The 25,321-nt window shown below is 29.1% G+C and carries 25 protein-coding genes; 6 read left to right on the forward strand and 19 right to left on the reverse strand.

Annotation, left to right across the window (positions count from 1 at the left end):
* Positions 1-252: 252 nt before the first annotated feature.
* Positions 253-798, reverse strand: a complete 546-nt coding sequence (locus L3B96_RS20730) for a cysteine hydrolase family protein (RefSeq protein WP_238899896.1) — start codon at positions 796-798, stop codon at positions 253-255.
* A 125-nt stretch (positions 799-923) separates the two neighbouring features.
* On the opposite strand from L3B96_RS20730, the gene L3B96_RS20735 reads away from it, so the two are divergent.
* Positions 924-1,337: an Lrp/AsnC family transcriptional regulator gene (locus L3B96_RS20735; RefSeq protein WP_017209285.1), complete on the forward strand. Its 414-nt coding sequence runs from the start codon at positions 924-926 to the stop codon at positions 1,335-1,337.
* 117 nt (positions 1,338-1,454) lie between these two features.
* Here L3B96_RS20735 and L3B96_RS20740 read toward each other — a convergent pair whose 3' ends face one another.
* Together L3B96_RS20740 and L3B96_RS20745 are read right to left on the reverse strand one after the other, a co-directional pair.
* Entirely contained in the window at positions 1,455-1,982 is a 528-nt protein-coding gene (locus tag L3B96_RS20740; protein WP_238899895.1) for an HXXEE domain-containing protein, read from the reverse strand.
* Between the two features lie 52 nt (positions 1,983-2,034).
* A complete protein-coding gene (locus tag L3B96_RS20745; RefSeq protein ID WP_012058589.1) occupies positions 2,035-2,397 on the reverse strand; it encodes a MerR family transcriptional regulator in 363 nt (120 codons plus the stop codon).
* 79 nt (positions 2,398-2,476) lie between these two features.
* Here L3B96_RS20745 and L3B96_RS20750 point away from each other — a divergent pair, with 79 nt between their 5' ends.
* The gene (locus tag L3B96_RS20750) at positions 2,477-2,842 is read left to right on the forward strand and encodes a carboxymuconolactone decarboxylase family protein (protein ID WP_238948456.1); all 366 of its coding nucleotides are present in this window, start codon (positions 2,477-2,479) and stop codon (positions 2,840-2,842) included.
* 240 nt (positions 2,843-3,082) lie between these two features.
* Here the strand turns inward: L3B96_RS20750 and L3B96_RS20755 are convergent, their stop codons facing one another.
* The 9 genes from L3B96_RS20755 to L3B96_RS20795 all read right to left on the reverse strand — a co-directional run bounded on the left by L3B96_RS20755 (position 3,083) and on the right by L3B96_RS20795 (position 11,988).
* Positions 3,083-3,634: an N-acetyltransferase gene (locus tag L3B96_RS20755; RefSeq protein WP_238948457.1), complete on the reverse strand. Its 552-nt coding sequence runs from the start codon at positions 3,632-3,634 to the stop codon at positions 3,083-3,085.
* Between the two features lie 249 nt (positions 3,635-3,883).
* Entirely contained in the window at positions 3,884-4,393 is a 510-nt protein-coding gene (locus tag L3B96_RS20760; RefSeq protein WP_238948458.1) for a GNAT family N-acetyltransferase, read from the reverse strand.
* Between the two features lie 20 nt (positions 4,394-4,413).
* Positions 4,414-5,271, reverse strand: coding sequence for an AAA family ATPase (locus L3B96_RS20765; RefSeq protein ID WP_238948459.1), 858 nt, complete (start codon positions 5,269-5,271; stop codon positions 4,414-4,416).
* Positions 5,272-5,306: 35 nt separating this feature from the next.
* Positions 5,307-5,741: a GNAT family N-acetyltransferase gene (locus L3B96_RS20770; protein ID WP_012058584.1), complete on the reverse strand. Its 435-nt coding sequence runs from the start codon at positions 5,739-5,741 to the stop codon at positions 5,307-5,309.
* 41 nt (positions 5,742-5,782) lie between these two features.
* A complete protein-coding gene (rpiA, locus tag L3B96_RS20775) occupies positions 5,783-6,484 on the reverse strand; it encodes a ribose-5-phosphate isomerase RpiA (RefSeq protein WP_238948460.1) in 702 nt (233 codons plus the stop codon).
* Positions 6,485-7,185: 701 nt separating this feature from the next.
* A complete protein-coding gene (locus L3B96_RS20780) occupies positions 7,186-7,788 on the reverse strand; it encodes a CoA pyrophosphatase (RefSeq protein ID WP_238948461.1) in 603 nt (200 codons plus the stop codon).
* A 167-nt stretch (positions 7,789-7,955) separates the two neighbouring features.
* A complete protein-coding gene (locus tag L3B96_RS20785; protein WP_238948462.1) occupies positions 7,956-8,747 on the reverse strand; it encodes an HAD-IIA family hydrolase in 792 nt (263 codons plus the stop codon).
* A gap of 4 nt (positions 8,748-8,751) precedes the next feature.
* A complete protein-coding gene (locus tag L3B96_RS20790) occupies positions 8,752-9,924 on the reverse strand; it encodes a sn-glycerol-1-phosphate dehydrogenase (protein ID WP_238948463.1) in 1,173 nt (390 codons plus the stop codon).
* A 111-nt stretch (positions 9,925-10,035) separates the two neighbouring features.
* The gene (locus L3B96_RS20795) at positions 10,036-11,988 is read right to left on the reverse strand and encodes a beta-L-arabinofuranosidase domain-containing protein (RefSeq protein WP_238948464.1); all 1,953 of its coding nucleotides are present in this window, start codon (positions 11,986-11,988) and stop codon (positions 10,036-10,038) included.
* Between the two features lie 189 nt (positions 11,989-12,177).
* On the opposite strand from L3B96_RS20795, the gene L3B96_RS20800 reads away from it, so the two are divergent.
* Both L3B96_RS20800 and L3B96_RS20805 read left to right on the forward strand, forming a co-directional pair.
* Positions 12,178-13,074, forward strand: coding sequence for an AraC family transcriptional regulator (locus L3B96_RS20800; RefSeq protein WP_238948465.1), 897 nt, complete (start codon positions 12,178-12,180; stop codon positions 13,072-13,074).
* A gap of 202 nt (positions 13,075-13,276) precedes the next feature.
* The gene (locus L3B96_RS20805; protein ID WP_017209299.1) at positions 13,277-14,200 is read left to right on the forward strand and encodes a winged helix-turn-helix transcriptional regulator; all 924 of its coding nucleotides are present in this window, start codon (positions 13,277-13,279) and stop codon (positions 14,198-14,200) included.
* Positions 14,201-14,487: 287 nt separating this feature from the next.
* Here the strand turns inward: L3B96_RS20805 and L3B96_RS20810 are convergent, their stop codons facing one another.
* The 4 genes from L3B96_RS20810 to L3B96_RS20825 form a co-directional block, all read right to left on the reverse strand.
* Entirely contained in the window at positions 14,488-16,005 is a 1,518-nt protein-coding gene (locus L3B96_RS20810) for an alpha-N-arabinofuranosidase (protein ID WP_023976143.1), read from the reverse strand.
* A gap of 63 nt (positions 16,006-16,068) precedes the next feature.
* Positions 16,069-16,959 carry a carbohydrate ABC transporter permease gene (locus tag L3B96_RS20815; protein WP_023976144.1) on the reverse strand — a complete coding sequence of 297 codons (891 nt, stop codon included), beginning with the start codon at positions 16,957-16,959 and terminating at the stop codon, positions 16,069-16,071.
* 1 nt (position 16,960) lies between these two features.
* Positions 16,961-17,851 carry a sugar ABC transporter permease gene (locus tag L3B96_RS20820; protein ID WP_077856349.1) on the reverse strand — a complete coding sequence of 297 codons (891 nt, stop codon included), beginning with the start codon at positions 17,849-17,851 and terminating at the stop codon, positions 16,961-16,963.
* A 96-nt stretch (positions 17,852-17,947) separates the two neighbouring features.
* Positions 17,948-19,294: an extracellular solute-binding protein gene (locus L3B96_RS20825; protein WP_238948466.1), complete on the reverse strand. Its 1,347-nt coding sequence runs from the start codon at positions 19,292-19,294 to the stop codon at positions 17,948-17,950.
* A 560-nt stretch (positions 19,295-19,854) separates the two neighbouring features.
* On the opposite strand from L3B96_RS20825, the gene L3B96_RS20830 reads away from it, so the two are divergent.
* Positions 19,855-20,532: a DUF624 domain-containing protein gene (locus tag L3B96_RS20830; protein WP_238948467.1), complete on the forward strand. Its 678-nt coding sequence runs from the start codon at positions 19,855-19,857 to the stop codon at positions 20,530-20,532.
* 62 nt (positions 20,533-20,594) lie between these two features.
* On the opposite strand, the gene L3B96_RS20835 is transcribed toward L3B96_RS20830, so the two are convergent.
* The 3 genes from L3B96_RS20835 to L3B96_RS20845 form a co-directional block, all read right to left on the reverse strand.
* The gene (locus L3B96_RS20835; RefSeq protein WP_171786338.1) at positions 20,595-21,359 is read right to left on the reverse strand and encodes an exodeoxyribonuclease III; all 765 of its coding nucleotides are present in this window, start codon (positions 21,357-21,359) and stop codon (positions 20,595-20,597) included.
* A 254-nt stretch (positions 21,360-21,613) separates the two neighbouring features.
* Positions 21,614-22,525 (reverse strand): AEC family transporter, encoded by a 912-nt coding sequence (locus L3B96_RS20840; protein WP_171786339.1) that lies wholly within the window; start codon positions 22,523-22,525, stop codon positions 21,614-21,616.
* A 266-nt stretch (positions 22,526-22,791) separates the two neighbouring features.
* On the reverse strand, positions 22,792-24,771 hold the full coding sequence (locus L3B96_RS20845) for a YgiQ family radical SAM protein (RefSeq protein ID WP_238948468.1): 1,980 nt from the start codon (positions 24,769-24,771) through the stop codon (positions 22,792-22,794).
* 365 nt (positions 24,772-25,136) lie between these two features.
* Between L3B96_RS20845 and L3B96_RS20850 the strand changes: the two genes are divergently transcribed.
* Positions 25,137-25,286 (forward strand): hypothetical protein, encoded by a 150-nt coding sequence (locus L3B96_RS20850; protein ID WP_017209305.1) that lies wholly within the window; start codon positions 25,137-25,139, stop codon positions 25,284-25,286.
* Positions 25,287-25,321: the final 35 nt, after the last annotated feature.

A 25,321-nucleotide genomic window follows, 5' to 3' on the forward strand; every position in this document is an offset into this window, starting at 1 on the left:
ATATTTGTAATCTTGTGTAGCCAATTAATATCCTTTAACTAAAGAGATTAAAATAGATACGAATACCTAATTTGCTGCACTTTGACCCTTCTATAATTCTAAAATATATAAACACTTTTAAAAATTAAACCTCTTTATTTTTCTAGTTATAAAAATAATAGGATTAAAAGTAACAAAGAAAGCTACTTTTAACCCTAGCATCATTTATAGATATGATTCATATTCTATTTATAATATAAGTACTATGCAAAATTAAATGTTAGATAATTTCATCCATTCCATAGTACTTATTACATTACTAAATTTTAAACTTTGAGCAATTAAAGTAGCTTTATGAAGCTCTTTACTACTTATAGAACCCACTTCATTATTTACATCTATAGTTCCTGTAGCATCTGACAAGAAGTCAACGTGGTAGCCTCTATGGAAAGCTTCCCTTGATGTCGTGTCACAGCACATTTGAGTCATATATCCTGAAATAACTATTTCATTTATATTTTCTTTTTTTAATATTTCTTCTAAATTTGTTTCATAAAAACTGCTTGGCTTAGTTTTCTCAATAAGATAGTCGTACGATTTCTCAAGAATCATTGGTTGTAATTCCCATCCATTTGAATTCTTAATAAATGTGTCTCCAAAAAGTGCTGTATGCTGCACAATTATAACAATCATATTATTATCTTTTGCATAATCCATTACCTTCAATATATTATCAAAGCTATTATTAGGATAAGTTACTTTTAGTTTACCTGTAAAATATTCATTTTGCACATCAATTACTAGCAATGCTTTTTTCATTTTCATTCCACCTTTACATTTGCTGATCTACTTATATTTGTTATACTAATAGTATCTTAAATTAAGGTTGAAATGTGAAAGAGATTCGTTAGTTTCTCTTTAAAAATGAAAGGATTTTGTGCTCTATGTTTGATGAAATAGACTTGAAGATTTTAGACATGCTATTGATTAATTCAAAAATATCGCTTAAAGAAATTGGCGAGCATGTACACCTAACCCCTCAAGGAGTATCCAATAGAATTATACGACTTCAGGATTTAGGTATAATAACACAGTATACTGTATGCATTAATAATTCTCTGCTGGGCAAAAACATTACTGCATTTATTACTATTTTCATGAAAACCACACAACATGATAAATTAACAAAATTTATTAAAGAAAATACAATTATAACTGAGGCACATAGGATTAGTGGAGATGGCTGCTATTTGCTTAAAGTCATATGCTCTAATATGGATGAAATTAATTTATTACTTGATAAAATCATGGAATATGGTACCTACAGATTAAGTTTATCTACCTCAACAATAAAGTAATAACTATTATATATGTTGTAATAGTTAATTTACATTTAAATTTCTAATACCTAAATAGTTTAGATAGAACTAGATTTATAAAAATAACTTTAAAAGCTACTATATATGAATTTTCTTTCAATGCTTATACCTCAATAACTGTTCGGAAAATAAGTCCATACATTTGTGAGCAATATATAAATTCACTAACATAATTATGAATCCCAAAACAGAATATGAAATAATAATATTTGATGTATACACTTTGGCTATACTTTTAATAATATTAATACAAATTGGCAAAAAGATAATACTTGTAACAATTGCTGGAACATATTTTCTTATTATTAATGCTTGAAAACAATGTATTATTAAATGTGTAGTAAAAGCAATAAATAGACCGATCCATAAATTAAACCAATTTGTTTTGTACGAAATAATAGTAATTATGATAATTAAAATAAATTCTTCAGCTACCCCAAAAGCAAAAGATGCTGCTGTAATATTATCGAAATGAGGAAATAAATTTTTTGATAACTTCGGAAACTTTTCAGATAAATAATACCTATTTTTATTTATCCATGATTGTATAAAAATTATTTCTTCAAAATCATGGATAATAAATACTATAGGAAAAAACCATATAATTGCTTGCATATTGCTCATTTCAATCCTCCCATATATTATATTTTATAAAAATTAAATTAACAGACATTAGTTATTTTTTATCTATCATTTTCTTATAAATACTAATCTTTTTATTCAAGTGTATTATATTTTCTTCAATTTTTCTTTTTTCAATATTTAACCTATCCATTTGTTCTTCAAGTAATTCTAATCTTTCCTTAATTGTATCATCGCCATCATATCTCAATTTCGAATAGTATTGTATCTGCTTAATTGGCATATTTATTTCCTTTAATCGAATTATAAATTTTAGCCACTCAATATCTTTTTCAGAATATACTCTTTTATTAGCTTCATCTCTTTGAGGATAAATCAGACCAAGCTTTTCATAATATCTTAAAGTATCAATGCTCAAACCAATTTTTTCAGAAAACTCTCCTATATAATAATTCAAAATAATCACCTACCTCTTGACATGGAGTTAACTCCAGCATATATGATAATATTATCAAAAAGTAGGAGGTATTACAATTATGGAAAATAGATATGAAAAAGGGCTAAATAAACTTAACGAGGTTGATGGAAACGCTGGAACATCTGTAATAGAATCACTTAAGGATATAGCTCCAGACCTTGGAAAATATATCATTGAATTTGCTTTTGGAGATATTTATACAAGACCAATATTTGATTTAAAACAAAGGGAGCTTGTTACTTTATCTGCTCTTACTACACTAGGAGGATGTGAAAACCAATTAAAAGTTCATATTAATGGAGCACTAAACGTTGGGATATCTAAAGAGGAAATAATAGAAGTATTCTTACAATGCATTCCCTATGTTGGCTTTCCCAAAGTATTAAATGCTGTAGCGGTTGCAAAGGAGATTTTCAATAATTAATTAAGGGCTTAGAATTTTTATAATTTAAGGCATATGAACGAAAATAACAAGTCCAAAATACTATTATTATTTTTCATCAGGCAAGGAAGTAAATTAGTCACATAGCAGGTGGTCTATTAGTGTAATTTACTGACGCATCATGGTGGAAAATAGGTTTGGCAGATTGACTTCTTATTTTTTTGATTATGCCTAAGCTCCAAAACAATAAGTTTTATATTATTTTTTATATTGTTTTTAATATTAAATTTCTCTACAGTAATAATCATCATATATAATAAATTTTTTGTTAATCGGCTTATACCCCTTCTCCATTAATGCATTTATACGTTCAGTTGCCATTGGAACTGCTTTCGTTAAGATATGCCTAACATCAAAAGCCTCATAAAAGAATTCATTTGTGATATCTAATATATTTTTTATTATATTCTGGATTTCACACTCACTTTTCAGATCTATTCTTAAAATGCCATAGTGATTAAATTCATCTTCTGCTAACCTATGAAACATTTCTATAGTCCCAATTTTTTCATTAGTAGCATTTAAAATTACTGTCCATCTCACAAATTGTTTATTTTCATATGACCATTTCCAAAAATCAATTGCTTGTCTCATTTTTTCGATTGTTTCATAATTAAAATTATCTCCATGACAATTGTCAGAATTGAATAATGGCACTGCTTTTTCATCTGAATAGCATTTGAGCAACTCTTCTAAATCATCCTCGCTTGTCTTTATTAATGTAATTAATTTATTTTTATATTTAGGACACTCTTTGTAGACATCGTTATTCATAAATTAAATTCTCCTTATATTTTTAATTTTCCCTAAAACTAAGCAATGAATCATGCTCATAAACATATTATCAATAATATTACCATGGCTATTTTTGTGGAATTATCTTGTTTCAAAATTTATATGTATCTGTCCTTCTTAAGAATAGATTATATAAATACTCGTTATTTCAAGGTTTTATAGCAATGCAAAAATTCTAGTTTTTATATTTTTTTGAGCCTAAACATTGTTAAATACATATAAGTTAATTTATCTAAGCTTATTAATATAAATATTCTCTTGCTCAGTAGTGCTGAATAATTCAAAATTACAATTATTTAATACTTTAATAGAACCAAAATTCGTTTTTAAAGCTCTGGCTATTATACCTTTACCCCCTTGAAATTTACCTGCCCATCTTACTAATGTTTCTAAGGCCTCTGTCATAAATCTATTTCTTCTATAATTAGATGAGATGCTATACCCAACTTCTAAATAACCATTTGCATCAGGTACCCCTTTAAATCCAATAAATCCTATTCCTTTTTGATTTTCCTTATTAATAATTAGCCAGTATGTGTACCACTCATGGATATTTTCATCAATGTTTTTCATTTTAATTAATTTTTTTGATATTGCTAATTTAACAGAATCTAATAGTGATTCTAATTCAATTTGAGTTTCAATATTATCAAGTTCATTGTTATTTATACATTGTAATTCCTCAAAAGATAAAGGCTTCAAAAATAATCTTTCAGATTCTAAAAATTCTTTATTCACTCTAACACTCCCATCTTTTATTATTTAAACTCTTTTTCATGCATTTTGAAAAAGTCATAATATGTACGTACATTTTCCAATTCTGTCCACCGTTTTACATCAACAGGATTTTCATCGAGATCATATATTTTCGCGCCTTTCATAGCAAGTATAAATGGTGAGTGCGTTGATATAATAAACTGACATCTTAAAAACCGTGCGGAGTCCTCAATAAAATTCCTTAATTCCATTTGACGTTTTGGCGAAAGACTATTTTCAGGTTCATCCAATATATATAGTCCATTCTGATCAATTTTTTCAGTAAAATATATAAATGCGCTTTCTCCATTTGAATATTCTCTGAAATTATCCATTAATTTATTTCTCACAAATTTTGATTGTGTTTTACTCCTAGCAGTATTTACTTTTTTTAATTGTTCATAATCTGCCATCGACTTCATTTGGAATCGAGAATATTTAGACTCCAAATATTCTTCAAAAAGCTTTTCTCTCTTTATGTCAATTCCTTCATTTATGCTACGAATATTTAGGATATAATCAAATACATCATCACTAGTAATAATCCCACTATTTTTAGGAATATCTGTTTCAACATATATATTACACATATTGACATAATCAGGAAAAAAATTAGATTTATTATAGATAGAATCACGGCTTACTCCTATTTTTTCTGCTATAACATTTAACGCTGTTGATTTTCCAGAACCATTTCCTCCATATAGAATAGTAACTGGTTCAAAATCAATTCTTCTAAGACCATGTTGTGACAATAGCTTAAACGGATAAAACGAGTCATAACAGGTTCTTTTTACCTTCATGAAAAAGTCAAATTCCATATCCTCATTAGGAAATGTAAAATAATTTAAATAAACCATCTTTTTTCTCCTTCTCAGATAAATTGCAATTTATATTATATCCATTGTATAAAAGCAGTTTTATCATTTTGATTATATCCTGCTTGTTCATAGAAATTTAGCGTACTTTCTTTCTTGGAGCCAGTTAATAACATTAATTTATAACACTTCTCTTTATGCGCTATTTCTTTTGCGTAGTTCAAACAAGCTGTTGCTAATCCTTTATTTCTATAATGTTTATCAGTCACTACATTTTCAATAAATGCATATGGTCGTTGATTGTGTGTCAAATTTGGTATTATGACACAAACACACGAAGACACTATCTTTCCTTCTTCCTCTGCAATAATAATATGATGTTCTTTATCTTCCAAAATTCTATTCCATACTTCCATTATTTCAGGTGTTTTTCCTGGCATAGATTCACCATGAAGTTGCATATATAATTGCATTAATCCATTAAAATCTTCATTTATTATTTCCCTTATCATGTGATCATCCCCCCTGCATACATTCTAAGATGAGATAATATCTATCTAAATTGCTCCATCTTCACATTTTCACTGTTGCTATTATTAATAATCTTGGCGCCACTATTTGTGCCAATAATAATACGATTGCACATATTAATAAATAATCCTGTTTCTAGCACTCCAGTTATTCTATTAACTTTATTATAAACGTCATTAATGTTCATTGGCGTTCCTATATGCAAATCAACTATATAGTTACCATTATCAGTCACAAAAATCTCTTCTTCCTTCATTCTTATTTTGGGATTTAATGAATAATCCTGTAATTCTTTAATTACATGTTTGTATCCATATGGTAATATTTCAACTGGTAAAGGAAATTCTCCAATACCATCAACTAATTTACTTTCATCCATAATCCATATAACTTCATTAGCCAAACTCGCCACAATTTTTTCTCTAAATAAGGCTCCACCACCACCTTTAATAGCATTAAATTCATTATCTATTTCGTCTACACCATCAATTGCTAAATCAATCCTATCAACTTCATCAATTGATAATAAAGGGATCTTAAGTTCTCTTGCCAAACTCTCAGTACTTTTTGATGTTGCTACAGCTTTTATCTTCATTCCATTTTTAATCAATTCTCCAACTTTTTTAATCATGTAATAGGCAGTAGAACCTGTTCCCAATCCTAATATCATCCCATCTTTTATATATTCTGTTGATTTTTCTCCTGCAACTCTTTTTTGATCCATACTTACCTCCAAAGATTTTATAATTCTATTCCTACTTTAAATTCTCTACCTGTATAAATTCGTTTTTTCTTTAATATTATTTATATAATATTTTTTCCAATACACATTTTTCAATATTCACGACTCATAAATATTGCCGTAAAATAGCTTTGATTCTTTTGACTTAAATATTACACATATATTCTTATCATTTAAATCATGATATCAGAGAATTTCATTTACCAACAAATTATTAATCGAACCTATCATACAAATTATAATTTTGTTTCACTTTATGTAAATTATATCATTTTATTACAATTATTCGCACTAAATATAAATAAATTTATCTCTATCTAATAATACTTGTTTCTTTCATTATATTTATATTTAATTTTTCTCCTTACGCCCCACCCTCATATTAATGTTGTACAATAATATAATTTTTAATTATCCTCTTAAAACCCGATCCTTCTCTGTAATCCATTAATGTATTTGTCTGTATTCCTACTTGATCCAATCTTACTTATCCTCTAAATCTATTTCTAGGTATGAAAAAAAGAGCCAAGATTTTACTCTCAGCTCTAGACTTCTTTTGTTAATTCCTGTTTATACATATTCCCAAGCAATATAGCTATTCCTGCAAAGTTTAGAGTAAAAAAACTAGTTTTTATGGGAATTGTTATGAGTTTGATAGAAATGCTTCATTTTTTTATAGTTGGTTACAAATTCTCCAAAAAATCTTGCAGCATCTCAGCTGTGATTCCCCATATATTATAAGTTTCATATTTATAAAATAAAGATCTATAATTAGCTTCTCTAAATTTATAGTTTTCCCTATTAACAATTAAATCATATGGAAATTCTTTATCTCTCTCAATATTTATTTTATTATTATATACACGAGGCTTATGATCTAAAAGATAGGATAACGGTACATAAAACACATGATCAACCTCATCTTCACTTATCTTTATTTCATCAAGATCTTTAATAATTCCTACATACGGATGGATTATTATGCCATCATATCTTACTATAGTATCTAATTCATTTACTATATTAATGCTTTTTACGCCAAGTTCTTCAGATATTTCTCTAAGTGCAGCTTCCTTAGGAGATTCGCTTCCATCTATTTTCCCACCTGGAAAGCATATATCTCCTGGCTGGCTCCTTAATTTTTTAGACCTAACTTCAAATAACACATGTACTTCATTATCAATCTCAACTAGTGGAATAATTATAGCTGACCTTCTCATTCTTTTCCAGCCATTAATATATGGTTTCTCATCTTTTAACTTATTCATAATATATTCTAAATTCATATCCTATAATCTCCTCCTATCTAGTTATGTTATAAAAATATTATATCAAAATCATTATCTTAGTGATATGAAAATTATATTCTTCTAAACATTATAAAAAAGCTGTTAAAAACAAAGTTTTAATTTCATTCTTAACAGCTTGTAATCCTTACTTGACTAAAAGTATATTAAAAAGCTAACTTTTCATATAACTCTTTGATTGTACTAAAGCTATATGTTGGTCTAAATTCTGTATCTTTCAAATCTTCCTTTGTTGCTTCTCCAGTAAATACTACAGCTGTATCAACACCACCATTAATACCGCAGGCAATGTCTGTATACAATCTATCTCCTATAACTAAAGTTTGCTCCTTTGTAAATCCAGTTTGTTCTAGACACATTTCCACTATCGTTTTATTAGGCTTCCCAATGTATGAAGGTTGTCTTTTAACTGCATTTTCAATCATTTCGCATATTGATCCACAGTCTGGCACAAAACCAAAGCTAGTCGGACAAACAAGATCCGGATTAGTAGCTATATAATCAATATCTCTTGTTGATAGTAATTCACATATATCCTCTATCTTTTTATAATTTAATTCATTGTCAAAGCCTACTACTGCACAAACAATATCTTCATCTTTATCTTCTGTAATATTAAGCTCAAATCTTCTTAGTTCTTTAATAAATGATTTTGTTCCAAGAACAAATATTTTTTTATCTTTATATACTTCTTTTAGATATATTGCGGTTGCATAAGATGATGTTACAAAACTTGTTTTATCAACTTTAATTCCAAAGTCATCAAACTTCATAATATAATCTTCTATACTTTTTGTTGAATTATTTGTTATAAATATATATTTACCACCTATACTTAAAACATAATCCATAAATTCTAATGTACCATCGATTAATGTTGTATCTAAAGCTATTGTACCATCAATATCTAATAAAAATAATTTTTTATCTTCTAGCATATTATCATTCTCCGTAAAATAAATTCGTTAATTCATTTGCATATTCTTCTAACATATTTTCAGTTTTTGCATATTGCAAAATCGTATATCTAGGTCTGATTTCAAGAGCATGAATTACACTCCTATGAAATAATTCTTTTTCAATTCCTAACGCCTTTGGATTAGACTTAGCTCCAATAGAATTTAATAAATTTATTATTATTTCTGGCACTGGAGTCTCTATCCCAAACCTTTCTTCAATATTAAGTTTTTTATACAACCATGCTGATATTACTGTACCAACTCCAACTGAATTTCCATGCAAAGGATGTTCTAACTTTCTTGAAAGCTTATCAATTTCCCAATAATGAGAAAGATGGTGTTCTGCTCCTGATGCTGGTCTTGAATTTCCAGAAAGAGTCATTGCTATTCCTGATAGTATAAGTGCTTCTGATATATATTGTATCGCTTTAACGTCTCTCTTAACAGCTCCTTCTATATTTTCAAAACATTTATACATAGCATTCCTTACTAGCTTTTCTGTTGTATCACAAAAATATTCGTCATGAATCGTATTAGATAATCTCCAATCAGAAAGTGCTGTATATTTTCCTAGTATATCACCAAATCCAGCGCTTATCATCTCAAACGGAGCATCTTTCATAATATTTGAATCAGCTATAATAGCATATGGATTAGTCCCTGGATATGTTACCTTTGCTCCATCAATAATTAGAGGTGATACTGTTGATGCATATCCATCCATTGATGGAGCTGTTCCCATTATAACATAAGGAATATGAGTTTTTGCACTTATTATTCTACATATATCATTAATACTTCCAGATCCCACAGCAACTATAAGCTCCGTTTCATTATTTACTTCAACCAATACTCGTCCAATTGCTTTTTCATCTGGAATTAAATCTCCATCACTAAATAATATAATATTATTTATCTTATAACCTGATTCAGTAAGTTCATTTTCTACACATTTACCAAGTGCTTTATAGGTATTATTATCACTGACCAATAAGATTTCTTTTGGTAAAATTTCTTTTGCGACATCTAGAATTTTATTATATACATTTTCTCCAACATAGATATGTTTTATGTCTATTCTGTGTTTTTTGCCGCAGCTACAGTCAAATTCCATATTCGCCATTTCTTCTATTGTTTTAGTCAAAGTTTCATTCAAAACTAAATCCCTCCTACGTTTATGCTTTTTTCTTTAGGTTCACTTAAAATTATATAGTATATTCAACCACATAAACAGCGTACAAGTTGCTTAATTTTAAACTTTATTGAATTAAATACATTTTCTTACCCATACTATCATTTCTCCTGGTGTTCTGTTAGCCCATAAATAATATGGAATCCATTTTAACTTCTTTTCACTAAATTCAATTTTAGAGTCATATAAATATAACTTATCTTTATCACAGTCTTGCTCTTTAACTACTAGTCCATAACTTTCAAGTACTATTGCGCCACCTAAGAAATCTTTGTCATATTCATAAGTAAATTTAGGATTACTCTTTAAATAAACTCTGTGAAGATCAGGTCCATTGTCTTCTTCCTCTAGACAATAAACAACTGGTCCCCTCATCACAGCAACTTTTCCCATGTCTTCTCTTACGTTTATATTTGCTCTAACTATTTCTACAGGCATCTTAAATAAAATGTTAATTTTATCAGCATCTTTCCATTTTCTATTTATATATGCATACCCATCAATTATACTGAAATTTATCTTTTCTTCATTAACTTTTATTTCATAATTTCTACACCATTCAGGAATTCTTAATGCAAATTCAAATTCAGCTTCTTCCTTCATGTTTAAATTAATGTCTATACTCTCATCCCATGGATAGTTTGTTTTAATATCAAATGCTACACTCTTTCCAGAGAAATTAGCTGATATTTCTCCTCCCATGTATAAATGCATAAATATTGTATTATCTCTTAATGTATATGCATAACTTCCTATAGAAGTCAAAAGTCTTGCTAGATTAGGCGGACAGCATGCACATCCAAACCATTTTTGACGTTCAACTTTTACATGTGCTCTCAAATGATCTTTTTCAGATGCCTCTGGAACCACCTCTAATGGATTTACATAGAAAAACTTAGTTCCATCAATTGACATTCCGCTTATAATTCCGTTGTATAAGGCTTTCTCCATTATATCTGCATATTGTGATTTAGGCTCAATTTCAAGCATTCTTCTTGCAAAAAAAACCAATCCAATAGATGCGCAAGTTTCAGCATAAATAGTGTCATTTGGTAAATCATAATTATAAGTAAATGCTTCTCCATATTGTGATGATCCAATTCCACCTGTTATATACATTTGCTTTTTAGTCATATTGCTCCATAAGCGCTTGCAAGCTTCTAGCAGCTCATCATCATTTGTTTCTCTTGCTACATCAGCCATTCCTGAATATAAATATACAGCTCTTACAGCATGCCCCTCTGCAACTTCCTGCTCTTTTACTGGTTTACCTGCTTGATAATATTGATATTTGAAGTAACTATCTTCCCACCAGAACTTATTATCATACTTTTTCCCCTCTTCTTCAAAATATAATGGTGATCTGCCTCTTTCATCTATAAAGTATTTTGCTAAATTTAGATATTTTTTATCTTTTCTTATTTTGTAGAGTTTAATTAAGGCCAATTCAATTACTTCATGACCTGGATATCCATGCAATTTGCCATCTTCTGGCCCAAATATAGTATCCACATAGTCTACATATTTTACGATTGCATTTAATAACTTATCTTTTCCCGTTGCCTCACAATAAGCTACTGCCCCTTCGATCAAATGACCTAAACAATACAATTCATGATTATCACGTAAGTTTGTCCATCTTTTATCTAATCCGTTTATAATGTAATAAGTATCTAGATATCCATCTGGCAGCTGTGCCGCACAGACAATATCAATTGCTCCATCTGCAATTTTTTCAAGTCCTTCATCCTTATTCCACATAAGAGAATATCCAACCGCTTCTATCCATTTTGCAAAATCACTATCTTGAAACACAAAACCTTTAAATTCACCTTCCATCATCCCAGCTGCAATCTTAAAATTTTGCATACAATAACTTGGCTCCGCACCTTCTATTCTATCATTCAATGCTTCCCATTGATAAGGAATCACATGAGTTCTTGCTAGCTCCATCATTTTCTTCCAAAAATTATCTTTTACATTTATATGATTTATTTGCAAAGGTTTACTAAAAGTATTTGAGTTCATTATTAATTCCTCCTAAATTTATTTTTATGGTGGTTAATTTATTATAATTATCAAAAACTATTTTATTCATTCCTCTAAAATACAAATGCCATTATTTAAGCATATGACTAGCTTTTATACATATAACTATAGTATATTTATTATATAGAAACAACTTTCATTTTAGTATAATAGGTGGTGAAATCCTATATGTTTTATTTTATCTCTGATAATAAATATCCACTTACTCATTGTTCTAGTGGAAAATTGATAAATAATGAGAATTTTATACATTCTAAAAGAAACCTCGATACTTTTGTTATTCTAATTGGTTGTGAGGGAACTCTGTACATTGCACAAGATGATAAAAAATATGAACTTACGCAAAATAAGTTTATTATATTATTTCCATTCCATACCCACTACGGTTATAAAAAATCTGAAGGGAATCTTTCTTACTATTGGTGTCATTTTAGAATTACTTCTGCTGAATATAAGCTTTTAAACGCTGAACAAATTAATGATTATATATTCAATCTTGATAATGAATTTAAAAAAGCCTCTTCAGATGTTTATCTTTTACCTGAATATGGTTCAATTTCTTCTGCTGCAAGAACAAGCCTCATTTTTCGTCAACTGCTTGATCTATCAAACAAAAAGAGTTATTCAGAATATTTAACAAATTATGCATTAAGCCTGTTGGCGATGGAAATCTCTCAAGATTTCATGGATAATATAATTCATCAAAATGAAAAACTATCTAATACCAATTGCAAAATAAATGAAATTGCAAACTGGATAAATATAAATTATAATTCAAATTTAACTGCACATAAAATCGCCAAAACATTTAACTACAATCAGGATTATCTTTCTTCGGCATTTAAAAAATATACTGGTACGTCTCTTTTAAAATACATCAACAAAACAAGAATTTATGCTTCTAAACAACTTCTATTAAATTCATCTTTCTCAATAAAAGAAATTGCTCTTCAGGTTGGATTTAATGATGATAAGCATTTTATGAAACTTTTCAAAAAATTTGAAGATGTCACACCAACTGAATATAAAAACGCATATTTTAGAAAAAACTTAAACAAAAAATAATTGTTTATATTATGACTTTATTTTAAAAATATTTAAAATGATTATTCACATCTAATCCATAAAAGGGTATAATAATCTTAATATAGTGTATTATTATTTGATAATTTTATAACGAACTATAACTTAAGTACAATTTTTCTGAAATTAATACTTCAACATTAATTTCAATTCAACGAATATTAACAACACAGAGGAGATTATTATGATTCACATTACAAATCTAAAGGAAAGTTTGCCACTTTTCAAAGCTTTAAGTTCGGATGTAAGAATGAATATATTAGAGATTTTATCACAGTATAAGCAATTAAATATGAATGAGTTATCAGAGAAACTTGATTTAACTAATGGTGCCGTTACTATGCATATAAAAAAATTAGAAGAGTGTGGATTAATAAAAACGACTAATTTAACTGGAAAGCATGGATTGCAAAAGATATGTTCTCTTCACGAGGATAAATTTGTAATTGATATTGGCAAACAAGATGTAGAAAATTCATATCATATAGATTTAAATATAGGTCACTATTCAAATTATGATATTACCCCTACATGCGGCATCGCAACTAAGGATAGTATTATAGGAGAAGTAGACAATCCAAATTACTTTGCTGATCCTGAAAGAATTAATGCAGATATTCTTTGGTTCACTAAAGGAAGTATAGAATATAGAATTCCTAACTATTTAAAACCAAGTGAAGTATTTTCTGAATTGCAAATATCCATGGAAATAAGTTCAGAAGCCCCTGGAGTATGCAGCATATGGCCATCTGATATACATTTCTATTTAAATAATGTCAATGTTGGTAGATGGACCAGTCCTGGAGATTTTGGTGATAGTAAAGGTATTTTAACTCCATCTTGGTGGAATCCTCATTGGAATCAATACGGATTATTAAAACTTTTAACCATAAATTCTTTCGGAACTTTTATTGATGGAATAAAGATTTCAGATGTCACTCTAGAAGATTTAGAATTAAATTATAAAAGTGATATCCTTCTAAAGTTAGCTGTTCCAGAAGAAACAAAACATGTTGGTGGATTAACTATTTTCGGAAAAAACTTTGGCAATTACAATCAAGGCATAAGCGTAAGACTTGTTTACAATACATTAACTCAAGAATCTTGATGTTGATCATTGTATCTAATTATATATATTAAAATATATTGAATTATATCTGTTTTTATAATAAATAAGAAGTAATATTTATAAGGCGTAAATATTACTTCTTATTTTATTTATATACCATTTCAAATGTTTCCTAACCAGAAATAAGTAATATACTTTTGTAATCGCAGTTGTAATAATATGGAATGTTTCATTGGTAATTTTGATAGATGTGATTCTTTGCCAATAAAATAGGATTTAACACTATTAATTTTAGTTGTTAAATCCTATTTAATCTATATTGCTTTTTATTTATTCTTTCCTAAACGAATTACATTCCAAGACGCTTTTCCCAAAGATGAAGTTATAATTCCGTCAACCAGATTACTTCTATCTACAGATTTTGGAGTAACAGCTTCACCTGTTGGAGAATTCACTATTTTCATATTATCATGCTCTAACACAATATGTTCAATGATTTTAAATCCTTCAAAACTTCTTACATCACAAGTTAATTCAATATCTTCCTCTAAATTACGATTAACTGCAAATATTGTAACTTCTTCCTTTTCTTCATTATATACTGCTATCGATTCAACGTCTTTTACGTCAGTAAAATCTATAGTATCATGTTTTGGCGAAGAAACCACTGGTTGAAGTGCAATTCCTCTACCGTATTTAGATGCATGCAAATATGGATAATATATAGTCTGCTTCCAAGCTGGTCCATTTTCTTCTGTCATAATTGGTGCGATAACATTAACCAATTGCGCTAAGCATGCCATTTTAACTCTATCAGAATGTTTCATTAAAACAATTAACATTAATCCAACTAAAAGTGCATCTTCAAAATTATACATATCTTCTAAAAGTGCAGGTGCCTTTTGCCATGGATGATTCTTCATTATATCATCATCTTCATTATTAGAATGGAACCATACATTCCACTCATCGAAGCTTAAGTGCATAGTCTTTTTACTACGTTTTTTTGCTTTTATATAATCACAAGTTGAAGTAACCGTTTTAATAAAGTGCTCCATATCATCACTTTGTGCTAAGAAGTTCGCAGTATCATTTAATCTATTACCATAATATTGATGAAGAGATACAAAATCTACAACATCGTAAGTATGATCAAGAGTTGATGCTTCCCATTCAGGGAAAGTAGGCATTGCTGTATTTGAACTTCCGCATGAAACTAATTCAATATCTGGATCTATTAATTTCATAGCTTTACCTGTTTCTAGAGCTAATCTTCCATACTCTTTAGAAGTTTTATGTCCTATCTGCCATGGTCCATCCATTTCATTTCCTAAACACCATGTTTTTATTTTATGTGGTTCTTTAACACCATGTTTTATTCTTAAATCACTATATTTCGTACCACCTTTATGATTACAATATTCTAAAAGATTGCAGGCATCTGCAATTCCTCTTGTTCCAAGATTTATTGCCATCATTATTTCAGATCCTACAGCATTAGTCCATTTTGAGAATTCGTTTAATCCAATTTCATTAGTTTCTAAGCTTCTCCAAGCTAATTCTAGTCTCTTTGGCCTTTCTGCTACTTCTCCAACACTATCTTCCCAAAAGAAATTTGATACAAAATTACCACCTGGGTATCTTATAATTGGAACATCTAATTCTTTTACTAATTCCATTACATCGGTGCGGAAGCCATTTTCATCAGCTGACATATGGCCTGGCTGATAAATCCCTCCATATACTGCCCTTCCTAAATGTTCAATGAAAGAACCATAAATTCTTTTATCTATTTCGGATATTTTAAAGTCTTTGTCTACCACCATTTTTGCTTTTTTTGCCATTATAATTCATCTCCTTAAGTATTTAGTTTGGACTTTCTAGTCCTTAGTGAAAATCAAATCATATTACCCCTTTACGGCTCCAGCTGTCATACCTTCTACAAAATATTTTTGGAAGCATGCAAATAAAATAAATACTGGTATTACTGAAATGAAAGAACCTACAAATAATAAATTATAGTTGTTTCCATAAGGGGTTAATAATGTATTTAATCCTATTGGTAAAGTAAATTTTGCACCATCTTTCAACACTAACATTGGCCATAATAAGTTATTCCAACTAAACATTGCATTTAATATAGCCATTGCCGCAAAAGATGGCTTCATAATCGGTAAAATTAATCTGAAGAAAATACCATATTCCGATGCCCCATCTATCCTACCTGCTTCAACAAGGTCTCTTGGTATTCCGGAGAGGTATTGCCTAAAGAAAAATATAGTTGATGCACTTGCTATAGTCGGCAAAATTATTCCAATATAGGTATTTGTTAAATGCATATCACTTATTTGGTTATACAAAGGTAACATTAAAATCTCAAAAGGTACCATCATAACGAATAAAACACATATAAATAGAAAATTCTTTCCTTTAAAATCGTACATTGCGAAACCATATGCAACAAATGCGCTGATAAATAATTGGCAAACTACTTGCACTATAGTTAAAAATAAACTATTAAAAAACCATGTAAATAAGCTATTTTTTTCTGTGAATAGAATTATATAATTTTTAAACGACATTTTAGCAGTATCTATTGATACATCCATACCATTTGCTATTACTAATGCACCATCCTTGAACGTAGAAACAAATAATGTATAAAAGGGAATTAGTAGTATTACAGCTATAACTGCAAAAAGCATAAAAATTAATATTCTTTTTGGCAAATTTTTTACATGACTTACTGTATTTTTTTGTGTATTTTTTTTATTATTCAAACTAATATTGCTTTGCATACTAATCTCCTTTCTTAAATGTTCCATTTAGTTTTAATTGCACTAAATTAATAGCCATTCCTATAATAAACAATACTAATCCTACCGCAGATGCATAGCCCATGGCATTTTTTTCAATACCTTGTCTATATAAATATCCTACAATTGTAAGACCTATATTATTAGGCGAGTTATTACCATTAAACACCATATAACTTTCTATAAACATTGCAAGACCTGCGTAAATAGATATAGTAAGCACATAAATTGTTGTCGGTTTAAGTTGAGGTATTGTTATATATCTAAACTTTTGCAATGTATTTGCTCCATCTATATCAGCTGATTCATATAATTCTGCAGGAATGTTTTTAAGTCCTGATAAGAAATATAACATATTAACACCAGTCCATCTCCAACATGCCAATACTAGCAATACTATAAATCCTGTAGTTCCATTTTTTAGCCATTTAAATGGATCCATTCCAAATAGCGCAACAACCTGATTCATTAATGAAGTAGATTGTTCTCCAAAGGCAAATCTAAATATTATACCTGCCACAGCAACAGATGTTAAAGCCGGTAAATATAATGCAGATTTAAAGAATTCTTTTCCAACCATTAGTTTGCTGTCTATTATACATGCAAGTATCATTGGAATTGGAATAAGCAATATCAATGTCCATATCATATATTTAAAACTGTTCCATAACGCAACTAAGAAAACCTTATCCCCTAATAGTTTTGTATAATTTTCAAGCCCAACAAATTTTCTCGATCCTGGTAATACATTCTCAAAGCTCATTATTACCGTATTTACCATTGGAGATATGAAAAAAAGTAAAAATACAAGAATAAATGGTAATATAAATACATATGGTGCTGCTTTTTTATTATATATAAATCTCTTTACCATTTCTTAACTTCCTCCTCCCACGCTTAAATAATACAGAGAAGCCATCTTTGTAACTCAATATGCTTGTAAAAAGCTTCTCTGTGTGGATGTTTTTAATTATTTCAATTCATTTTCTACTTGTTGCTGTGCTTCATCTAATGCTTGTTTTATATCTTTCTTATCTTCAAATATGCTATTTAATGTAACTGTATTTAAAACGTTGTTTATACTTGGAATAGCGTCATTTGATTTAATTAATTGTATTTCATTTTTAATTTCATTTAATGTATCAAAAGGATTAGTCTTAAAGTATTTTACAAACTTATTTTCTGGATTATGAGTAATATCATTTTTAGTCCATAAATCCGTATTGCATGGATCGAAGCCTAAATCTTCCCATATTGCCTGTTCACCTTCATCTGAAAGTTTTGCATATGCTAAGAATTCTTTAAGATTTTCTTTATTCTTAGCTGTTTTAGTTACAGCTGTACCTGTACCACCTAAACCTACAGAACGTGGTTGACCTTTTTCAAATACTGGAGCTGGAGCAATTGCCCATTTACCTGCTTGATCAGGCATGTATTGTAAAAATCTTGACATATACCAAAGAGGCATAATTGCAACTGCATAGTCCCCATTATTTATCGCACCTTCAGCATCTGTTTGGTCAGGTTGTCCACCTGGAATAGTAGCTATTGCATGGGCATCTTGTAAATCTCTTAACGTAGTAAGTGCTTTAACCATTTGCGGACTATTTAATTGTGGCTTACCATCCGCATCAGTAAAATCTGATTTTTGTTCTGCTAGCATAAGACTTTCTTGCCATTGAGCACTTGTATCTGCTGTCCCAAAGTTTTTACCAGTTGCAGCATAATATTTAGCACCTGCTGCTTTAAAATCATCCCAGGTAGCTATAGATTTATAATCAATTCCAGCCTTTTCTAAGATTTCAGTATTGTAGTATGCTACACATGCTCCAACGTGTGTTGGTAGTCCATAATTATGTCCATCTTTACTGTAAAGATCTATACGAGATTTAACCAACTTATCTTTATAAGGTGAAATAACATCATCAAGATTCTCTAATTGTGGGTCTCCTTTAAGAAAATTAGGGAATTTGCCAACTTCTATATCACATGCATCAGGGGCTCCTTGTCCGGACAAGAGTGCAGATTGCAATTTATTATGCATATCATCATAAGGAAGAACTGTAAAATTAATATTTAACTTCTTGTCAGGATTTTTCTTATTCCATTTTTCTAACATCTTTTCATAAAACGTTTTATGCATCTCAATAAATGTCCACATTTCTAACTGATCTCCTGAAGAAGATGATGCTGAATCATTTCCTCCACTCGAGCTAGTACTCGAACTACTTCCACCACATCCGATTAACATTGTTGCAGCAATGGATGTTACAGCAGCAATAGCAGCAAGTTTTTTTAATATTTTTACACTTTTCATATTTTTACCTCCCATTATTTATTTGAAGTTAATATATTTAGTGAGCACCATTTCATTTTTGTTAATTAAATACATGCCTTTAAAAACAGTGATCAAAATAACTTTTATAAACAAAGCTTGTACAAATACGTGCTTTATTTTAATTAATTTTAAAGTATATCAATAAACTTGTATTCCTTTTAAATTATTTTATGTATATATTTTTTTAGTTTATTTAATCCTTTTGTTAATTTATCGATATTTTGCCACCAGTAATCCTTTTCATATGCATTATTTTTAAGTTGCAACTTATTATCATAAATTTATTATATACTTATATCTATTAAAGTCAATACTTTCAAGTTATATTTGTTTAAATTATTTTAGATTTATTTAAATCATATTTTGACCTTTTTATACAAAACTTAAGATGTTTTATATTATAATGAACTTCTTAATGGCATGTAAATGTTTTTATAATCTTGAACTTTAAATTTCCCAATGATATACTATCTTTAAACTTATCTAAAATAAACATATCAATAATATGAGATAAATTTTATTTGAGGAGATTGATTAATATGAAACTATTAGCCCCAAATTTCGAACGTGAAGGTCCTGGTATAGAAAAGGACGAGCCTCCAAAGGAAGGTATACATTTATTTTTCGAATTATTTACCATGAGATTTTGGGATATAATTAAATTGAATTTTGTCTTTGTTTTATATTCCCTCCCTATTATTACAATCGGTCCAGCTTTCGGTGCTATGACTTCAATTTTAATGTCTATGCTCCAAAGAAAGCATACTTATATTTTTTCAGATTTCCATGAAGCCTTTAAAAACAACTGGAAACAATCATTATTTAGTGGATTAATAATATTAATTGCATTTTCATTTTTAGGTGTTTCACTATCCTTTTATTTAAGATTAGCTCAAGAGAAATCTATTTTCTATTTTGTTTTCTATTTATGTCTTTTTATCACAGTTTTACTTGCACTTGCATCCATGTATATTTATCCGTTGCTTACTACTGTTTCTCTTCCTCTAAAAGATGTTTTTAAAAATTCTATATTACTTTGTATTGTGTGTATAAGAAATACATTGTTAGGCGAATTAGCCTGTGCACTAATATTAGGAATTCATATTTTCTTTTTTCCTATATCACTTCCGCTTTTCTTGATACTAACATTTGGTATACTATCTTTCATTTCCAGCTTTACCGCTTGGATAGGCATAAAAAGATTTATTGTACAATGAATAAAAAAACAAAGCATAACCAACTACTCAAATAATAGCTGTTATGCTTTGTTTTTTATCTATTATAGATTAATTGTCAACTCAACTGGACAATGATCTGATCCTGTTACTTCCATATGAATTTTTGCATCTTCTAATTTATCCTTAAGACTTTCTGAAACCAAGAAATAATCTATTCTCCATCCAGCATTATTAGCTCTGGCATTAAATCTATATGACCACCATGAGTACATGCCTTCTTTATCAGGATAGAAATATCTATATGTATCTATAAATCCTGCTTCTAATAGTTCAGTTATCTTAGATCTTTCCTCATCTGTAAATCCTGCATTCTTTCTATTAGATGTAGGATTTTTTAAATCTATTTCTTTATGTGCAACATTTAAATCCCCACAAATTATTACAGGTTTGTTTTTCTCAAGTTCTTTTAAATATTTTCTAAACACATCTTCCCATACCATTCTATAATCAAGTCTTTCTAATCCTTGCTTAGAATTAGGAGTATAAACATTTACTAAGTAAAAATTATTATATTCTAAAGTAAGTACCCTTCCTTCGTTATCATGTTCTTCTATCCCAATACCTCTTTTTACAGTTAAAGGCTCCTCTTTTGTAAATACAGCAGTGCCTGAATAACCTTTCTTTTCAGCATAATTCCAGTAACTTGTATATCCATCTAGTTCCAAATCTATTTGACCTTCTTGAAGCTTACTTTCCTGTATGCAAAATATATCAGCATCTATTTCCTTAAAATATTCTAAAAAGCCTTTTTTTACGCAGGCTCTTAACCCATTTACATTCCATGAGATTAATTTTTTCAATTTCATCTCCTCCTTAAAATCTTAAATAATAATAATTATTATATAATATTTTAGAAATATTATCTATATATATCACAATTATCTTTCTACTTTCTATTAGATTTAATTGGACACTTTGACCTTTAGAGTTTTAAATATAAATTTATTATTAGAACACACATATTATTTATTAAATAATTTATTAATACAACAAAAAAAAAACACGCTTTTTATGCCTAGTGGTTTAATTTATTTATCAAAATACTACTTTTTCGATTATACTAATTAATAATAAACAACAATAAAGTTATTATAACTATGCTTATGGGTATACATAAAGAATTTACTACCCCCGCTAAGCCTTCATCACATTTACATCTAGCCGTAAAGACTGGTGCAAGAACAGGAACTGGGCCAAATACCAAAATAACTAGTACATGCTTAATTTCCATTGAGAACGGTACACAAAAATAAATAATAACTGCAAATATTGCTGCAAACAAGTAACGTATACTTATAATAGAAGCAACTTTAACTAGCTGTTCTTTTCGGAATTTGCATTCAAAAACCATGCCAATCATAAGCATGGACAAAAACGCATTTCCTGCACTTAGATTTGAAGTTACTGTATATATCACCTGTGGCAACTTAATACCTGTAATTGTCACTATAAACATAAGCATATAAGTATCAAAAGGTACAGATGAGAACATTTTTCTAAGAAATGCTCTAATGCTTTGGTCATTTTCTTCCCCAACAACACCTGATGCAAGTGCATATGTGCCTCCTGTACACATAATCGAATTACCTATATCGAAGAGACTTGTTATCCCAACAGCATATGCTCCCATAAAACTCTGCACATATGGTAGGGTAAAACATCCTATATTATATCCAGCTAAATTTAGCATATTAAAGGCTTTTTCTTTATTATCCTTATTCCTAGCTAAAACAAAACCAACGAAAGACATTATAATGTTTCCCAAAAATCCAAGCAAAATAATAAAAAGCATTGATGTATCCATTTTAAAATTTGCAAATCCAGTAATAAGTGCACACGGTAAAGTAATATTCATTATAATTTTAGTTATAATTTTATAGTCTTTAGGCCCAAAAACCCCTATCCTTTTGAAACTATATCCTATCGCAATAATCAATATAAAGCTAAACGCTTTTATTAAAATATCCCCCATTTTTACCCCTTTCTCTTAATTATACCGAAATAATAAAACTCCACATCCAGCACTCTAATACGTAACTACCAAATTAGGATCAAAATGTAGAAATTTAACTTCAGCATGTATGCAAATACATGCTGAAAAATCAATAACTTATTCTTAATTTCAATATATACTATCGATTAAATTAGTAAATTGCTACAATTCATGAACTAAATATAAGATCTGACAAAAACATTTTATTATTTCATTGCAGCAATTTTACAATGCTATTTACTATTTTATCTTTTCTTAATAGTCTTCTTTTTGCCATTTGGCAAGTTTTTTTCTTTTGTTTTATTACCTTTTTCTCTTCTATCAGAAATTCTATCACCCTTTAATCTGTCTGAAGGCTTTTTCCTATTAGTTCCTTGGCTTTCATTACCTCTAGAAACGCTAGAATTATAACCTTTGACACTTTTATTTTTATCTTTTATAAGACATTTCGGACCATTTCCTATCAAATCAGTTCTACCAGCTTGTGTTAATGCCTCATAGACCAGTGTATAGTACTTTGGATTCTTATATTGAAGCAGAGCTCTTTGCATAGCTTTTTCATGCTTAGTCTTTGGTACATAAACTTCTTTCATTGTCATTGGGTCTAATCCGGTATAATACATTGTTGTAGCCAATGTACCTGGTGTTGGATAAAAATCTTGTGCCTGCTCTGGTTGATAGTTAATATCTCTTAGATACTCAGCAATCTCAATTGCACATTCTAAAGTACTTCCCGGATGAGATGACATTAAATATGGAATTATATATTGTTTTTTTCCAAGTTTCTTTGTTATTTTTTCAAACTTATTTACAAATTTATCATAAGTTTCGCCAGCCGGTTTACCCATATATTTTAGTACATCTTTTGAAATATGTTCAGGTGCAACTTTTAATTTTCCACTTACATGATGTTCTACCAATTCTTTAAAAAACGTATCATCTTTATCAGCCATAATATAATCATATCTAAGACCTGAGCGCACAAATGCCTTTTTAACTTTTGGTACATTCCTTATAGATCTTAACAAATCAAGGTATTCAGTATGATCTACATCCATATTTCTACAAACATCTGGAGATAAACACTCTTTATTTTTACATGCTCCAAAAGCTAACTGCTTAGAACAAGCTGGTTTTCTAAAGTTTGCAGTCGGCCCTCCTACATCATGAATATATCCCTTAAAATCTGGAAGTTTTGTAATATCTTCTACTTCTTGTAATATTGATTCTTTACTTCTACTTTGAACAACTCTTCCCTGATGGAAAGTTATAGCACAAAATTTACAATCTCCAAAACAGCCTCTTGAACTTACTGTACTAAATTTAACTTCTTCAATTGCAGCTATTCCGCCTTTCCCTTCATAAACAGGATGGTAATCTCTCATATATGGAAGTCCATACACTTCATCTAATTCCTCTCTATTTAAAGGGGCTTCTGGAATATTTTGTACCACATATTTACTTCCATGCTTTTGTACGATAATATTACCACGAACAGAATCCTGTTCTTCATATTCTACTTTGCTTGCTTCCGCATATTTATATCTATTTGTAGATACTTCCTTATACGAAGGAATTTCAATATAATCCTGCACATCTTCTAAACTTTCTGTAGCATAACAAGTGCCTCTAATATAAGTTATATCCTTTGCTCGAACTTTATTCTTTAAACTTTCTGCAACGGCCACTATTTGTTTTTCACCCATACCATAAATCAACAAGTCAGCTGTACTATCAATTAATATTGATTTTCTTACTTTATCACTCCAATAATCGTAATGAGCAAATCTTCTAAGACTTGCTTCTATTCCTCCTATTACAATATCTATATCTTTATAAGCTTCTCTTATCTTATTGCAATAAACAATTGTTGCTCTATCAGGCCTAAGTCCCATTTGTCCACCTGGAGAATAAAAATCTTTTTCTCTTAATCTTTTACTTACAGTATAATGATTGACCATAGGATCCATGTTTCCACCATTAACTAGGAAAGCATATTTAGGCTTCCCAAATCTCTGAAAATCATAAATATTATCCCAATCCGGTTGTGGTATTATCCCAACTTTATATCCATTTGCTTCAAGTACTCTCGAAATAATTGCAGTACCAAAACTATGATGATCAATGTATGCATCAGCTGTAACAATTATAAAATCTAATTGCTCCCAACCTCTTTCTCTCATATCTTTTTTGCTTATGGGCAAAAACTTTCTTTCAGTTGTCATATCTTCACCTACTTATTCTTCTTATGGTTTAATTTTCAAAAATCATACACACCTTATTTTCTCTTTGCCTATTATAACATAAAGACACCAAATTCTAAATCCGTATTATGTTATTTATTAATTTCATGTCTTTTTAAACATTATTTTCAATTATTCTAGTATTAAAATGCTTTATTTAAACTATTCTACCCAAGTATGTACACCTATAAGATCTTATATTTACATAAATTTGTATAATAAAAATATGGCAGGTTATATCCTTATAGATAATTTTATTTTTAAGTTTAATATGTAACAATTTTTAATTATGTTTAATATATTATTAATATAACAAATGATATAGATTAACAAAGGAGAAATGAACTATGAGCAGATGCTGTTATAACAGATGTTGCAATAATTGCTGTGGATACAATTACGGAAACTTTTGTGGATACGGTGGTTATGGCGGATATGGTGGTGGATATGGTTTTAATAATGCTTGGGCATTATGGCCACTATTATTCTTATTATAAAACAACTAACTAATTTTATCCTGTAAGGCTATTTT

The sequence above is a fragment of the Clostridium sp. YIM B02569 genome (genome assembly GCF_022320765.1).
GTDB classification, from domain to species: Bacteria; Bacillota; Clostridia; order Clostridiales; family Clostridiaceae; genus Clostridium; species Clostridium beijerinckii.

What these genes read in the sequence shown, in the direction of transcription:
- L3B96_RS20730 (WP_238899896.1), bottom strand. Translation starts at nt 798, where the DNA reads ATGAAAAAAGCATTGCTAGTAATTGATGTGCAAAATGAATATTTTACA.
- L3B96_RS20735 (WP_017209285.1), top strand. Translation starts at nt 924, where the DNA reads ATGTTTGATGAAATAGACTTGAAGATTTTAGACATGCTATTGATTAAT.
- L3B96_RS20740 (WP_238899895.1), bottom strand. Translation starts at nt 1,982, where the DNA reads ATGAGCAATATGCAAGCAATTATATGGTTTTTTCCTATAGTATTTATT.
- L3B96_RS20750 (WP_238948456.1), top strand. Translation starts at nt 2,477, where the DNA reads ATGGAAAATAGATATGAAAAAGGGCTAAATAAACTTAACGAGGTTGAT.
- L3B96_RS20755 (WP_238948457.1), bottom strand. Translation starts at nt 3,634, where the DNA reads ATGAATAACGATGTCTACAAAGAGTGTCCTAAATATAAAAATAAATTA.
- L3B96_RS20765 (WP_238948459.1), bottom strand. Translation starts at nt 5,271, where the DNA reads ATGGTTTATTTAAATTATTTTACATTTCCTAATGAGGATATGGAATTT.
- L3B96_RS20770 (WP_012058584.1), bottom strand. Translation starts at nt 5,741, where the DNA reads ATGATAAGGGAAATAATAAATGAAGATTTTAATGGATTAATGCAATTA.
- rpiA (WP_238948460.1), bottom strand. Translation starts at nt 6,484, where the DNA reads ATGGATCAAAAAAGAGTTGCAGGAGAAAAATCAACAGAATATATAAAA.
- L3B96_RS20780 (WP_238948461.1), bottom strand. Translation starts at nt 7,788, where the DNA reads ATGAATTTAGAATATATTATGAATAAGTTAAAAGATGAGAAACCATAT.
- L3B96_RS20785 (WP_238948462.1), bottom strand. Translation starts at nt 8,747, where the DNA reads ATGCTAGAAGATAAAAAATTATTTTTATTAGATATTGATGGTACAATA.
- L3B96_RS20795 (WP_238948464.1), bottom strand. Translation starts at nt 11,988, where the DNA reads ATGAACTCAAATACTTTTAGTAAACCTTTGCAAATAAATCATATAAAT.
- L3B96_RS20800 (WP_238948465.1), top strand. Translation starts at nt 12,178, where the DNA reads ATGTTTTATTTTATCTCTGATAATAAATATCCACTTACTCATTGTTCT.
- L3B96_RS20805 (WP_017209299.1), top strand. Translation starts at nt 13,277, where the DNA reads ATGATTCACATTACAAATCTAAAGGAAAGTTTGCCACTTTTCAAAGCT.
- L3B96_RS20810 (WP_023976143.1), bottom strand. Translation starts at nt 16,005, where the DNA reads ATGGCAAAAAAAGCAAAAATGGTGGTAGACAAAGACTTTAAAATATCC.
- L3B96_RS20815 (WP_023976144.1), bottom strand. Translation starts at nt 16,959, where the DNA reads ATGCAAAGCAATATTAGTTTGAATAATAAAAAAAATACACAAAAAAAT.
- L3B96_RS20820 (WP_077856349.1), bottom strand. Translation starts at nt 17,851, where the DNA reads ATGGTAAAGAGATTTATATATAATAAAAAAGCAGCACCATATGTATTT.
- L3B96_RS20825 (WP_238948466.1), bottom strand. Translation starts at nt 19,294, where the DNA reads ATGAAAAGTGTAAAAATATTAAAAAAACTTGCTGCTATTGCTGCTGTA.
- L3B96_RS20830 (WP_238948467.1), top strand. Translation starts at nt 19,855, where the DNA reads ATGAAACTATTAGCCCCAAATTTCGAACGTGAAGGTCCTGGTATAGAA.
- L3B96_RS20835 (WP_171786338.1), bottom strand. Translation starts at nt 21,359, where the DNA reads ATGAAATTGAAAAAATTAATCTCATGGAATGTAAATGGGTTAAGAGCC.
- L3B96_RS20840 (WP_171786339.1), bottom strand. Translation starts at nt 22,525, where the DNA reads ATGGGGGATATTTTAATAAAAGCGTTTAGCTTTATATTGATTATTGCG.
- L3B96_RS20845 (WP_238948468.1), bottom strand. Translation starts at nt 24,771, where the DNA reads ATGACAACTGAAAGAAAGTTTTTGCCCATAAGCAAAAAAGATATGAGA.
- L3B96_RS20850 (WP_017209305.1), top strand. Translation starts at nt 25,137, where the DNA reads ATGAGCAGATGCTGTTATAACAGATGTTGCAATAATTGCTGTGGATAC.